Origin of the sequence: Acidovorax sp. 210-6, assembly GCF_010020825.1 — a bacterium.
GTDB classification, from domain to species: domain Bacteria; phylum Pseudomonadota; class Gammaproteobacteria; order Burkholderiales; family Burkholderiaceae_C; genus Simplicispira; species Simplicispira sedimenti.
Window position 1 is genome coordinate 2,497,556 of the sequence record NZ_JAACJE010000001.1, and the last position, 14,191, is coordinate 2,511,746.

The 14,191-nt window shown below is 66.8% G+C and carries 8 protein-coding genes; 3 read left to right on the forward strand and 5 right to left on the reverse strand.

All coding sequences use genetic code 11. The features are described 5' to 3' along the window. Positions 1-24: 24 nt before the first annotated feature. Positions 25-816, reverse strand: a complete 792-nt coding sequence (locus GWK50_RS11525; RefSeq protein WP_162016641.1) for an RNA methyltransferase — start codon at positions 814-816, stop codon at positions 25-27. 152 nt (positions 817-968) lie between these two features. Here GWK50_RS11525 and GWK50_RS11530 point away from each other — a divergent pair, with 152 nt between their 5' ends. Then, positions 969-1,898: an inositol monophosphatase family protein gene (locus GWK50_RS11530; RefSeq protein WP_162016642.1), complete on the forward strand. Its 930-nt coding sequence runs from the start codon at positions 969-971 to the stop codon at positions 1,896-1,898. Positions 1,899-1,919: 21 nt separating this feature from the next. On the opposite strand, the gene GWK50_RS11535 is transcribed toward GWK50_RS11530, so the two are convergent. Genes GWK50_RS11535 through GWK50_RS11545 form a run of 4 tightly spaced genes read right to left on the reverse strand, consistent with a single transcriptional unit; the run spans position 1,920 to position 10,423 of the window. Then, positions 1,920-3,056, reverse strand: coding sequence for a two-component system response regulator (locus tag GWK50_RS11535; protein ID WP_162016643.1), 1,137 nt, complete (start codon positions 3,054-3,056; stop codon positions 1,920-1,922). Beyond that, complete coding sequence (locus tag GWK50_RS19890) at positions 3,034-4,599, reverse strand: response regulator (RefSeq protein WP_242455359.1); 1,566 nt, start codon at positions 4,597-4,599, stop codon at positions 3,034-3,036. Before GWK50_RS19890 ends, GWK50_RS11535 begins: the two co-directional genes overlap by 23 nt. Continuing rightward, complete coding sequence (locus GWK50_RS11540; protein WP_242455360.1) at positions 4,485-7,922, reverse strand: PAS domain S-box protein; 3,438 nt, start codon at positions 7,920-7,922, stop codon at positions 4,485-4,487. The genes GWK50_RS19890 and GWK50_RS11540 overlap by 115 nt, the downstream gene beginning before the upstream one ends. 41 nt (positions 7,923-7,963) lie before the next feature. Beyond that, positions 7,964-10,423: a bifunctional diguanylate cyclase/phosphodiesterase gene (locus tag GWK50_RS11545; protein ID WP_162018094.1), complete on the reverse strand. Its 2,460-nt coding sequence runs from the start codon at positions 10,421-10,423 to the stop codon at positions 7,964-7,966. Between the two features lie 345 nt (positions 10,424-10,768). Here GWK50_RS11545 and GWK50_RS11550 point away from each other — a divergent pair, with 345 nt between their 5' ends. Together GWK50_RS11550 and mutS are read left to right on the forward strand one after the other, a co-directional pair. Beyond that, positions 10,769-11,512: a Crp/Fnr family transcriptional regulator gene (locus GWK50_RS11550; RefSeq protein WP_162018095.1), complete on the forward strand. Its 744-nt coding sequence runs from the start codon at positions 10,769-10,771 to the stop codon at positions 11,510-11,512. Beyond that, positions 11,509-14,148, forward strand: a complete 2,640-nt coding sequence (mutS, locus tag GWK50_RS11555) for a DNA mismatch repair protein MutS (RefSeq protein ID WP_162016644.1) — start codon at positions 11,509-11,511, stop codon at positions 14,146-14,148. The genes GWK50_RS11550 and mutS overlap by 4 nt, the downstream gene beginning before the upstream one ends. Positions 14,149-14,191: the final 43 nt, after the last annotated feature.

Here is a 14,191-nt window from a genome sequence, read left to right on the forward strand (position 1 = left end):
TTATGTGTTGAGGGGCCGCACAGTCTATCGCTTTGGCTGGGCGGACTCGATCATGGCCTTGGCGACACCGCGCAGGATGTGGATTTCCTCGGCACCCAGTTGCGCGCGGTTGAAGAGCTGGTTCAGCCGGGGCATGAGCTTCTTGGGCGCCGCCGGGTCCAGAAAACCGATGGCGGTGAGCGCCTGCTCCCAGTGCGCCAGCATGCCCGCCACCTGGTCTGCATCGGCCAGCAGGCGCTCGGACGTGACCTGCTCCACGCCAAAGCCGCCCAGGGCCTGGCGCCACTCGTAGGCGATGACCTGGATGGCCGCGCCCAGGTTGAGCGAGCCGAACTGCGGGTTGGTGGGGATGGAGAGCGCCACATGGCAGCGGTACACGTCCTCGTTGGCCATGCCGAAGCGCTCGGAGCCAAACAGAAAGCCGATGCCGCTTTCGGCCGCCACCGGCTCTGGGCTTGAAGTGTTTTTGGCCCCCAGCGTACGCCCATCAAGCGCTGGCAGCTCCTTTTTCAATAGCAAATCGAAATGCTCACGCGGCGCGCGTGTGGGCGGGCCGAAGTCGCGCGGCGTCATGGCCGTGGCGCACAGGTGGCTGATGCCGTCCAGCGCCTCGTCCAGCGTCTCCACGATGCGCGCGTTGTGCAGCACGTCCAGGGCTCCGCTGGCGCGCTGAATGGTTTCCTCGCGCCGCAGCACGTTGGCCCAGCGGGGTTTGACGAGCACCAGGTCGTCAAAGCCCATGGTCTTCATGGCGCGGGCGGCAGCGCCCACGTTGCCGGCATGGCTGGTCTGGATGAGGATGAAACGGGTTTTCATGGGCGGCTTGCAGGTGCCGCTGGGCACCAAGGGGCTGGGCGGGTAAAATCAGACGCTTATTGTCGCTGCCCGCATCGCCCGGCAGCGATTTTCCCGTTCCTGGCCCCGCGCCACAGCCACAAGCGATGCTGGCGCGCAACCCCGCACAATTTATGTCGTCCAATCTGCACCCCATGCTCAACGTGGCCATCAAGGCCGCCCGCGCCGCTGGCGCCATCATCAACCGCGCGGCGCTCGACGTGGAGTCGGTGCGTATCTCGCAAAAGCAGATCAACGACTTTGTGACCGAGGTGGACCATGCGAGCGAACAGGCCATCATCGAAACCCTGCTGACCGCTTACCCCGGCCACGGCATCCTGGCCGAGGAGTCGGGCAGCCAGCATGGCGCCAAGAATTCCGACTACATCTGGATCATCGACCCGCTGGACGGCACCACCAATTTCATCCACGGCTTTCCGGTCTATTGCGTGAGCATTGCCCTGTCGTTCAAGGGCAAGATCGAGCAAGCCGTGGTGTACGACCCTTCGCGCAACGACCTGTTCACGGCCACCAAGGGTCGTGGCGCGTTCCTGAATGAGCGCCGCATCCGCGTGAGCAAGCGCACCCAGCTCAAGGAATGCCTGATCTCCACGGGCTTCCCGTTCCGCCCGGGCGACAACTTCAAGAACTACCTGGCCATGATGGGCGACGTGATGCAGCGCACCGCAGGCCTGCGCCGCCCCGGCTCGGCTGCACTGGACCTGGCCTATGTGGCAGCAGGCTACACCGACGCCTTTTTCGAGACCGGCCTGTCGAGCTGGGACGTGGCCGCTGGCTCGCTGCTGGTGACCGAGGCCGGTGGCCTGATCGGCAACTTCACGGGCGAGGCCGACTTCATGGATCAGAAGGAATGCCTGGCCGGCACGCCGCGCATCTACGGTCAGATGGTGCAGATCCTGGGCAAATACAGCAAATTTGCCAGTGCCGGCGAAAAGGCTGCGCTGCGCCAGGCCGGGATCGACGCCGACGCGCAAGACCAGGCTCAGAACCCTGCACCGGATGCAGCCCCGGCCGGCGACGCAGGCGAAGACGCGCCACTCTGACGCGAACGCAGTGCGCGCCGCCTACTGCGGCGCGGGGTCGGGGAACTTGAGCGCGATCTCGCGCAGGTCTTCGGCAATTTCGATGAAGGCATCGACCACCAGCGGATCGAACTGCGTGCCCCGCCCGCGCGTGATGGCGTCACAGGCCTGTTCGTGCGTACCCGCCAGCTTGTACACGCGGGTGCTGATGACGGCGTCGTACACATCGGCCACCGCCATGAGGCGCGCCGCCACGGGGATGGCCTCGCCCGACAACCCTGCGGGGTAGCCGGTGCCGTCCCAGTGTTCATGGTGGTGGCAGGCCATGTCCTTGGCCACATCCAGAAAACGCACCCGCATGCCCAGGCGTCGCTCGGCACTCTCGATCGCCTTGCGCCCCAGGACGGCATGCGTCTTGGCCACCTCGAACTCCTCGGCAGTCAGCCGTCCTGGCTTGAGCAGGATATGGTCGGGCACGCCCACCTTGCCGATGTCGTGCAATGGAGCGGATTTGTAGAGCAGGTCGATCATCGACACCGTGAGCACCTGCTCGAACCGGGGGTGCCTGCGCAATTGCTCGGCCAGCGCCTTCACGTACAGCTGGGTACGCCGGATGTGGTTGCCGGTCTCGGCATCGCGTGTTTCGGCCAGCGACGCCAGGGCAATGATGGTGACGTCCTGAATGGCCTGCAGCTCCAGGGTGCGCAGGGCCACCTCGCGCTCCAGGTAGTCGCTCTTGCTGCGCAGGAAGTCGGCCGTGGCCTTGAGCGCCAGGTGGGTCTGCACGCGCGCCTGCAGAATGGGCGGGCTGATGGGCTTGGTGATGTAGTCCACCGCGCCCAGCTCCAGCCCCATGCGCTCGTCCTGCACGTCGCTGCGCGCCGTCAGAAAGATCACCGGCACATCGCGCGTGAGGGCGCTGGCCTTGAGGCGGCGGCAGACCTCGTAGCCGTCCATGCCGGGCATCATGATGTCCAGCAGCACCAGGTCGGGCAAGGCCTCGGCCTGCATGGCCTTGAGGGCACGCTCGCCGCTGTTGGCCACCTTCACGCGGTAGCGCTCGCCCAACAGCTCGGCCATCATGGCCAGGTTGTCGGGCGTGTCATCCACCACCAGCACGGTGGGCATCTGGCGACCGCCGCCTTGGGCGGCACCTTCAGGAAGACTGTCTCGTTGCATCGCGACTCCCGGTGGAGCAGGCTGCACCCGGTGGGGTGGCGGCCTGCGGGAAACGCTCCAGGCACCCGGTCAGGAGGCCCAGCGCGGATTCGTAGTCAAACTGCTCGACATGCGCCTGCAGCGCGGCCATGCGCGGCCCCACCACTTCCTGCACCAAGGGTGCATGGTGCAGCAGGTGCAGCCGGGCGGCAGGGTCGTCGGCCTGCAGCAGCGCCTGCAGGGCCTGCACGGCGTGCAGGGCTTCGCCTTCGGCAGCTGGTATCACCGGTCCCCCCAAACGCGGAGGGGCGCTCGGTGCCAACGCAGGGTGCGCGGCCGCCCATTGCAGCAGATGCTGCACCAGCGGCTCCAGCACCTGGCTCAGGTTCTGCAGCAACTGCGTGGTGGGCACATCGCCTGACGGTGGACCGCGCAAGGCTTCTTCGAGCCGGGCAGCCGCATCCTGCAGCGCCGTGGCGCCAATGGTGCCCGCCAGGCCGCGCAGGGTGTGCGCCTCGCGCAGCAAAATGTCCAGGCGCGCTTCGGCCAGCGCCTGGGCCATGCGCTGGGCGCCGTCGGCATAGTGCACGGCAAAGCGCTGCAGCACTTCGGCATAGAAGGCGGGACGCCCCAGTGCGTTGCGCAGGCCTGCGCCCTGGTCCAGGCCGGGCAGCGGCGCGGGCAGCACCGTGGTGGCGCCCTGCTCTGACGGCACGGTCTGGCGGCACGCCTCTGGAGCACCACCCGCCGCCGCCACAGCGCCCTCCCCGCACCAGCGCTGCAGCACGGCCCAGAGGCGTTCGGGCACCACGGGCTTGGCCAGGTGATCGTTCATGCCCGCATCCAGGCAGCGCTGGCGGTCAGCGTCCATGGCGTTGGCCGTCATGGCGACGATGGGCAGCTGCGCCAACGCAGGCTGGGCACGCAGCTGGCGCGTGGCTTCCAGCCCGTCCAGCACGGGCATCTGCATGTCCATGAGCACCAGGTCATAGCGGTGACGACGCACCAGCGCCACGGCCTCTTCGCCGTTGCACACCAGATCGACCTGCGCCCCGGTTTCGCGCAACAGCTCCAGCGCGACCTGCTGGTTCAGTTCGTTGTCCTCGGCCACCAGCAGACGCACCCCCGCCAGCGCCGGACATTGGGCCTGCGGATCATCCCCTTGCGCCAGGGACGCGCTGCCACCGAGCTGCGGGCGACCCAGCACCTGCATGAGCGTGTCGAACATGACCGACGCGCTCACGGGCTTGATCAGCACTTCCTCAATGCCCTGGTGCTGCGCCATGCGCAGCACGTCTTCGCGGCCAAAGGCGGTGACCATCACGCGGTGCGGCAACTGTGGCAGGTTCAGCTCGCCAATGCGCCGCCCCAGCTCCAGGCCATCCATGCCGGGCATCTGCCAATCCAGCACCACCAAGTCGTAAGGTTGGCCGCGCTGCACGGCGGCGTTCAGTGCCTGCAGTGCCTGTGCCCCGCTGTGCACGGCCTCGACCGTGAAGCGCATGGAGCGCAGCATTTCAGCCAGCACCGTGGCGGCATGGGCGTTGTCGTCCACCACCAGCACGCGCAGGCCCTGCAGATCGGGGGCGGGCAGCAGCGCGCGCGCAGGCGCCCCCGGCGCAGCGGCAGCCGCACCCAGAAGGTGGAGCCCTCGCCCGGGGTGCTTTGCACACCCACCGCACCATGCATCAGCTCAGCCAGGCTCTTGCAGATGGCCAGCCCCAGGCCCGTGCCGCCGTAGCGCCGCGTGGTGGAGGCATCGGCCTGCTGGAAGCTCTGGAACAGCTTGTCCTGTTGCTGCGGGGTCAGGCCAATGCCGGTGTCGCGCACTTCCAGGCGCAGGGTCACATCGTCCCCCTGCGCCTGCTCCATGCGCACCACGATGCCGACCTCGCCGCGCTCGGTGAACTTGACGGCGTTGTTGGCGTAGTTGATGAGGATTTGCCCAATGCGCAGCGCGTCACCCACCAGGTTTTGCGGCACGTTGCTGGCCACATCGCAAATCAGCTCCAGCCCCTTGGCCGTGGCCTTGTGGCTGACCACATCGACCACGCCCGCCAGTACCTGGTCCAGCACAAAGGGGTGGGACTCGATGCGCAGCTTGCCCGCCTCGATGCGCGAGAAATCCAGGATGTCGTTGATGACCCCCATCAGGTGCTGCCCCGCCTGCTCGATCTTGGCCACATAGTCGTGCTGGCGTGGCGTGAGGCCCGACTTGAGCGCCAGGTGCGACATGCCGATGATGGCGTTCATGGGCGTGCGGATCTCGTGGCTCATGTTGGCCAGGAAATTGGACTTGAGCGTGGCGGCCTCCTCGGCCAGTTCCTTGGCGCGGCGCAGATCCTGCTCGATGCGCTGGCGGTCGCTGATGTCCACGAAGGTGCCGATCACGCCCTCCATCTCGCTGCCCGGTTCGCCAAAACGCTGCAACCAATACAGCGTGCGGTGGATCACGCCATCGGCATAAGGCAAGTCCACCTCGCGATGCACCGCCTCGGAGCCCTGGAGCGCCATTTGCACATCGTCCTGGAACAACTGGCGCTGGTCAGGCTCGATGAAGTCACGGTCCAGCACGGTCTTGCCCAGGTAGTCCTCGCGGCGAATGCCAAACGTGGCCTCGTAGGCGCGGTTGAAGCCCAGGTAGCGGCCCTGCGCATCCTTGTACACGATGGGGATGGAGATGGTGTCGATGAGCACCTGCTGGAACTGCAGTTGCGCCGCCACACGCGCCTCCAGCTGCTTGTAGGCGTCGATGTCCACGTTCACGCCCACCATGCGCTCGGCCTTGCCTTGGGCGTCGCGCAGGATGCGTGCCGAGCATTCATACCAATGCACGGTGCCATCCGCACGCACCATGCGCCAGGTGTCGCTGAACCGGGTTTCGCTGCCCTGCAGGGCGACATCCAGGCGTGCCAACGCAGCTTCACGGTCTCTGCCATCCAGCCGCTGGGCCCAGGCGGCGCGCCAGTCATCAAACACCCGCTCGCGCAGGCCCTGGTGGCCTGCCTGCTTGCTGATCCAGACACTGCGGCCTATTCGCAGGTCCGCATCGAACACACCGATCTTTCCTGCCTCCTGCGCCAACTCCAGGCGCTCGCGGGCCTCCTGCATGGCGACTTCCGCGCGGTGCACCTCGGTGACATCCTCGATGACCCACATCGCTGCCAGCGTCGCACCAGAGATCTGCACCGGACTGGCTGAAATACGCGCCTCGAACGGTGATCCATCGACCCGGCGCAGCGTCCAGTCCTCCCGCACCTGCTCCCCCGCCACCAGTCGCGGCGCCACACGCGCCGCAAAGGCCGCATGCTCCTCCAGGCTGGCAAACAGAGAACTCACACGTTCATCCTGCATTTGCTCCGCGGCGCCACCCACCAACGCGGCAAAAGCCGGGTTGAACAAGCGAATCACCCCATCGGCCGTCAGCAACACCGGCGGAGCGTTGTCGAAAATCGCCTTCTGTTGCTCCAGCAGCTCACGCATGCGCTGCTCACTGCGCTGCAGTGCCTGCTGCTCCTGCAGGCGCTCGCTCAGGTCCTGGTGCACGCCCACCATCCCGATGCGCACACCAAAACGGTCGAGCACGGGCGTCAGGGTGGCCTCTGCGTGGTACTCGGTGCCGTCCTTGCGCCGGTTGATGAAAGCCCCCTTCCACGCCCGCCCAGACACTAGGTGGCTCCACATGTCGTTGTAGGTCTCCACCTCCGTCTTGCCGCTGGACAGCAGGCCGGGTTTGGAGCCCTGCACCTCCTCCAGGCGGTAGCCGGTGATGGCCTCAAAACCGGGGTTCACCCATTCGATGAACCCCTTCGCGTCAGTCACCACCACCGCCATGGGGCTGCTCTGCAGGGCTGCGCCAAGCACCTGCAAGCGCTGCTGGCTGGCGGCCATGCGCTGGCGGTTGCGCAGCAACGCCAACACCAGCAAGCCGAGCAGCAACACCAGCAACCCCGCGGAGCCCCCCAGGAGCATCCGCTCCGACCAGGGCAGCAGGGCCGACACGTCGTCCAGCAGCACCAGCGACCAAGGGCCTGCCGGGTCGTGCCAATCAAGGCTGCGTTGCTCCAACGCGTGCGCCGCGCCATCGATCACCACCTGCGGTTGCCCCACATCGAACGGCAGCGCAGACGCCACGCCGTTATCAAACTGGCGCCCAAACTGCCTGAGCGCAGCAATCCCGTCGATGCGCTGCTGCTCCAGCGGTGGTGTCATGGCATAAAGCCATTCGCCGCGCGTGCTGGCGATCGCCACGCCCTGCGGCGACAGCAGCAGTGCGGGCATGCCGGCACGCGCAAGCATGGCATCGATGGGCGCCAGCGACAGCTTGACCATGATCACACCCAGCACCGGAGAGGGGCTGCTGGTTCCAGCGCGCAATGGTGCGGCCACATACAGCCCGCGCTCGTGGCTGAAAGCACCCACAGCCGCGTACACGTTGCTGCGCCCCGCAAGCGCCTGCTGGAAATAGGGCCGGAACCCCACGTTCTGACCGGTAGATGAGGGCCCTGCCGTGGCATGCGCAACGATGGTTCCATCGGCTGCCAACAAGTACACGCCCTGCGCGCCAAACCGGTCGCGCGCTGCACCCAGCAGCGCCAGCACGGAGGGCGCATCACGCTCCAGTTGCCCCAGTGCGGCCTGCTTGAGCAAGTGCGACGTCAGCCCCATGACCGATGCCGCACCCAGCACCTCGCTCTGGGTGGTGTGCTCGATCAGTGATTTCGCCAGACTGTCGATCACGGCGCCGCGATCTGCTTCTCGCGCGCTCAACAGGTGGCTATGACGCCACTCCACCGCCACCATGGCAGACAGCACGGACAGGGCCAAGACCACCAACACGCCCCGAACCCACAGGCCACGCGAGGGAGGTGCTTCCTGCATCAACATGGGTACGTTCTGTGCTGGGGCAGTACAAAAAAGAGCACAGCTCAGAGGCTGGTGCGCATCTGCGACTCAACCACCTCAATGGGGCCAGGCCGCCCAAACAGATACCCCTGGAACTGCTCGCAGCCATGCAGCCGCAAGAAGCCCAGCTGCCCCGCCGTCTCCACCCCTTCGGCCACCACGTCCAGGTCCAGGCTTTGCGCCAGTGCCAGGATGGTGCGCACGATGGCCGCGTCGTTGGGGTCGGTCAGTACGTCGCGCACGAAGCCCCGGTCGATCTTGACCTGGTCCAGCGGCAGGCGCTTGAGGTATCCCAGGCTGGAGTACCCGGTGCCGAAGTCGTCCAGCGCAAACCCTACGCCTTCGCGTTTGAGTTGCACCATGCGTTCGATGGTGTCTTCGATGTCGCCCAGCAGCAGGCTTTCGGTCAGTTCGAGTTTGAGGCGCCGGGGGTTGGCGCCGGTTTCGCGCAGGGTTTGCAGGACTTCGGCGGCAAAGCCGCTGTGCCGAAATTGCCGCGCGCTGACGTTGACGGCGACGCTCAGGTGGGCGGTTTCCTGTTGGCGGCTCCAGCGTACGAGTTGTTCGCACGCGGTGTGCAGGATGTGCCTGCCCAGGGGCAGGATGAGGCCGGTCTGTTCGGCCAGGGGGATGAATTCGGCGGGGTTGATGAGGCCGCGCTCGGGGTGGTTCCAGCGGGCCAGGGCTTCTGCGCCTTTGACGTGGCCTTGGTAGTCCACGACGGGTTGGTAGTGCACGTAGAGGTCGCCGCGCGAGAGGCCCTGGCGCAGGTCGGCTTCCAGGCTGGAGCGTTCGTGCAGGGCTTGCTGCATGCCGGGGTCGAAGAAGCGGTGGGTGTTGCGCCCGGCGGCTTTGGCTTCGTACATGGCCAGGTCTGCGCGTTTGAGCAGTTCGTCCACGCTTTGGCGTTCGGGGCCAAAGAGGGTCAGGCCGATGCTGGGGGTGCTGTAGTGTTGCTGGCCGGCCAGTTCGAAGGGTTGGTTCAGCGCCATGAGGAGTTTGCGCGCGACGGCTTCGGCCTGGCGGCTGGCGGCCTGGGCATCCTGGTCCAGGCCTTCGAGCAGGACGACGAATTCGTCGCCGCCAAAGCGTGCAACGGTGTCGCATTCGCGCACGCTGGCCGAGAGGCGGGTGGCGACCTGGATCAGGAGCTGGTCGCCCATGTCGTGGCCCAGGGTGTCGTTGAGGTCTTTGAAGTTGTCCAGGTCGATGAACAGCAGCGCGCCGTGCTGGCGCGTGCGCTGGCCGCTGAGCAGCAGGCGTTGCAGGCGGTCCAGCAGCAGGCGGCGGTTGGGCAGGGACGTGAGGGCGTCGTAGAACGCCAGGCGTTCGATCTCCTGGGCTGCGCGCTTGCGGTCGGTCACATCGAGCGTGTAGCCGTGCATGAGCACCGCGCCATCGGGTTCGGCCTGCAGGGCCGCGCTGGTCATGTGCCAGCGTACGCTGCCATCCGCCCCCAGCACGCGGTACTCGCAATGCCAGGGTTTGAGCGTGCGCACCGCACGGCGGATGGCCCGGCGCAGCAGGGGCAAATCCTCGGGCAGCACATTGCGCTCCAGTGTCTGGATGTCCTGGCGAACGATATGGTCGGACACCCCCATCATGCCCTCCACCGCCTCGCTCACATAGGGCAGGCTGGGCTTGCCGTCGGGCTGGATGCGACATTGGTAAATGAAGCCCGGAATGTTGTTGGCAATGCGTTGGATGAAGTCGAGCTGCTCGCGCAGCTGCTCGGCGGCGCGATGCTCCTCGGTCACGTCCTGCACCACGCCCATTTCCATGAGCACACCGTCGAAGCGCGAAGGACTGCTCACGCGCGAGCGCATCCAGCGCACCTCACCATCGGGGCGCCGCCAGCGGTATTCGAAGTCGCGCCCATCGCCGGCCTTGCTGGCCTGGATGAAGGTGTCCATGTCCTCGGGCAGGATGCCGCTGAGCGCACGCTCGGTACTGATCCACTCCTGGCGCTCGAACCCGGCGATATCGCAAAGGCCGCTGGACCACAGCAGCACGGTCTCGCCCTCATCCCAGATGCGGCGCCAATGACCGGTGCGTGCCAACCCCTCCATGGAGCTGTACACCTCGGTTTGTTCGTGCTGCTCGCGCCGCACATCCTCGAGCAGGGCGTCCGCCTGCTCCTGCCGTGCACGCAGGGTTTCCAGTTCGGTCAGGTCCTGCACGGTGACCAGAATGCTGCCAATGCCCGTGCGGTGGGCATGGATCTTCCAGGCCAGCACCAAACGGCCTTGTTCACGCAGCACATGGCGGCATTCCAGCGGATCCCCGGTGCGCACCACGGCGGCCAACTGCTCCTGCAGGTGCGTGCCCGACAGCAGCACAAACACATTGGCGGCCGAGGCCCCAGGGTTGCGCACCGAGCGCAGCCCCTCCAGGCGGCGCGCCGCAGCGTTGGCGGAGATCAGGCGCAGCTCCGAGCCATGCTGGTGGAACCCCAACAGCGCCACGGGCACAGCATCCAGCATGGACTGCAGGCTCGATTGCACCGCCAGCAGCGCGGTGTGATCGGCAACCGGAGCAAGGGACTGAAGCACGGACGGGGTAGCGGTCACGCAGTAGCCTTTGGTGGAAGAAAAACGCCCTCGGGTGCAGCGATGGGCCTAGTATGACAAAACGTAACCATCTTGCGCGAACCCTGATACATATTCGGGGAAAACCCGCATGCCTGCACCCACGGTCCCCAGTGCGACCAAAGTCGCGCCGCTACCGGGATACCACGCCATTAGAATGCAGCGCAACGGTAACCCATGCCGCCGCCAGGGGCCTTGCCCGCAGCCCGCCACCACGCCCCCGACATTCTGTCAGCGCCCATGCACCACGGCACCGATCGCAACCCACAACAGCCCTTTCTGACACCCGAGGAACGCGCCGCCATTGACCGGGGACGCTGGTTCTCGGCCCTGAGCCCTTCGCTGCGGCACGACATCTTTCGCCTGGGCACCGTCACGCGCTACGCACATGGCGACCTCATTGTGGAGCAAGGCGAACTCGCACAGCACTGGTTTGCCTGCGCCAGCGGGGCCATCCGCTTTCGGCGCACGTCCCCGGCGGGCAAGCTGGTGACCTTGGCCTACGTAGAACCCGGCATCTGGGTGGGAGAGGCCGAGGTGCTGCACAGCGGCCCCAACACCTACGACGCGCACGCCCATGGCCGCACCACCGTGCTGGGCGTGGCCGAGGCCGTGTTTCGCCAACTGCTGCACGACCACACCGAATTTGGCGAAGCCCTGCTCACGCTGCAGGCGCGGCGCATGCGCTTTCTGTACTGGATGATGGAAGACATGGCCACCCTGCCCCTGCGCGCGCGGCTGGCCAAGCATCTGCTGCACCTCATGCGTCGCTTCGGCCCGCGCCATGTGCCACCGGGCGATGAAGTCCCGCTGGGCATCGTGCTGGTGCAGGACGAGCTGGCCCAACTGCTGGGCTGCTCACGCCAGCGCGTGAATGTGGAGCTCAAATCCATGGAGCGCGAAGGCGTCATCCGCATGGCCCAGCGCGGCATCATCGTGCGCCAGCGCGAGCAACTGGAAACCATCGCCCAGCAGGAAACATGACGGACCACGCCACGCCGCCGCTGCCTGCAGGCATAGAACAGCACACCCCCATGATGCAGCAGTACCTCGCCCTCAAGGCCGGGTACCCCGACACGCTGCTGCTCTACCGCATGGGCGACTTCTATGAGCTGTTTTGGCAGGACGCCGAGAAGGCCGCGCGGCTGCTGGACATCACGCTCACGCAGCGCGGCCAGTCGGCCGGGCAACCTGTGGTGATGGCGGGCGTGCCCTTCCATGCGCTGGAAGCCTACCTCGCGCGGCTCATCAAGCTGGGCGAATCGGTGGCCATTGCCGAGCAGGTGGGCGACGTGGCCACGGCCAAGGGCCCGGTGGAGCGCAAGGTGGTGCGCGTGGTCACGCCCGGCACGCTGACCGACAGCGAGCTGCTCTCCGACAAGGCCGAGGCCCTGCTGCTGGCCGTGCACCAGGGGCCACGCGCACGCTGCGGCCTGGCCTGGCTCAGCGTGACGCAGGGGCGCGTGTTCCTGGCCGAATGCGCGCTGGACGCGCTGGGCGGCTGGCTGGCGCGCGTGGCGCCCAGCGAACTGATCTACAGCGCAGGCTGCACGCAGCGCTTTGAACAGCAATTGCAGGCGCTGCGCCAGACAGGCAGTGTCAGCTGCCCCCTGGCGCCGCGCCCCGACTGGCAGTTCGACCCACCGCTGGGCGAACGCAAGCTGCTGGAGCACCTGGGCGCCGCCACGCTGCAGGCCTGGGACGCACAAGACCTGCCCCTGGCCCATGCTGCCGCCGCCGCCCTGCTGCAATACGCCGAACACACCCAGGGCCGCCAGCTCTCGCACATCCACAGCGTGCGCGTGCAGCGCGACGATGAGCTCATAGCCCTGCCCGCCAGCACGCGCCGCAACCTTGAACTCGTCAAGACCCTGCGCGGCGAAGACAGCCCCACGCTGCTGTCGCTGCTGGACACCTGCATGACCGGCATGGGCAGCCGCCTGCTGCGCACCTGGCTGCTCGAACCCCAGCGCGACCGCCACGAGGCCCGCCAACGCCTGGCCGCCACCACCGCCCTGCGCGGCGACGCCAGTGCCACCCAGGCGCCCTGGCAGGCGCTGCGCGAACAGCTCAAGGGGGTGAGCGACGTGGAGCGCATCACCGCCCGCGTGGCCTTGCGCCAGGTGCGCCCGCGCGAACTGGTGGCGCTGTGCAGAACGCTACAAAAATCAGAGCTGCTCGCGCAGAATGGACGGGCGCCAGAGCCCTATTTGGCCCAAATTTTCAGCGCCCTGCAGCCACCCGCCGAATGCACCCAACTGCTGGCCACAAGCATTGCCGAAGAACCCGCTGCCCTGGTGCGCGACGGCGGCGTGATCGCCAGCGGGTTCGATGCGGAGCTGGACGAGCTGCGCGCCATCCAGACCCACTGCGACGCCTTCCTGCTCGACCTGGAAACGCGCGAGAAAGCGCGCACCGGCATTCCGAATTTGCGCGTGCAATTCAACAAGGTGCACGGCTTCTACATCGAGGTCACGGGCAGCCACCTCGACAAGGTGCCCGACGACTACCGCCGCCGCCAGACGCTGAAGAACGCCGAGCGCTTCATCACCCCTGAACTCAAGGCCTTCGAGGACAAAGCCCTGTCCGCGCAGGAGCGCGCGCTGCAACGCGAGAAATGGCTGTACGAACAGGTGCTGGACCAGCTCCAGCCCCATGTGCCGCAGCTCACCCGGCTGGCCCAGGCTCTGGCGACGCTGGACGTGCTGTGCTGTCTGGCCGAACGCTCACTCACTCTGGGTTGGTGCGCGCCGCAGTTCGTGAACGAGCCCTGCATCGAGATCGAAGCCGGCCGCCACCCCGTGGTGGAGGCGCGCCTGGCAGAAACGTCGAGCGGCGCCTTCATCCCCAACCACACGCGCCTGAACGCCAACACGCGCATGCAGGTCATCACCGGTCCCAACATGGGCGGCAAATCGACCTACATGCGCCAGGTGGCGCTCATCGTGCTGCTGGCCAGCATGGGCAGCCATGTGCCGGCTACGAATTGCCGCCTGGGCCCCATCGACGCCATCCACACGCGCATCGGCGCGGCGGACGACCTGGCCAACGCGCAATCCACATTTATGCTGGAGATGGTGGAGGCCGCGCAGATCCTGCACGCCGCCACGCCGCACAGCCTGGTGCTGATGGACGAGATCGGCCGGGGCACCAGCACCTTCGACGGCCTGGCCCTGGCCAGCGGTATCGCCACGCACCTGCATGACAAGACCAAGGCCTTCACGCTGTTCGCCACGCACTATTTCGAACTGACCGAGCTGCCCGCCAAGGCGCGCCACGCCGTCAACATGCACGTGAGTGCGGCCGAAAGCGGATCCGACATCGTGTTCCTGCACGAAATCCAAAGCGGCCCGGCCAGCCGCAGCTACGGCATCCAGGTGGCCAAATTGGCCGGCATGCCCGCCCCCGTGCTGCATCACGCCCGCCACACCCTGACCGCGCTGGAAGAACGCGCCGACGAAGGCGAACTACAGGTGGACCTGTTCGCCCCCCCGCCCGAACCCGAGCTGACAGCCGCCAGCCCGGTCGAAGCCGCCCTGGCAGCCATCCAACCCGACCAGCTAAGTCCGCGCGAGGCGCTGGATGCGCTGTACCAGCTCAAGGGTTTGCTGCCACGCTGACTCGTGGCGCAGCAAAGCCCGTCATGGCGCAGGGTGTATGGCG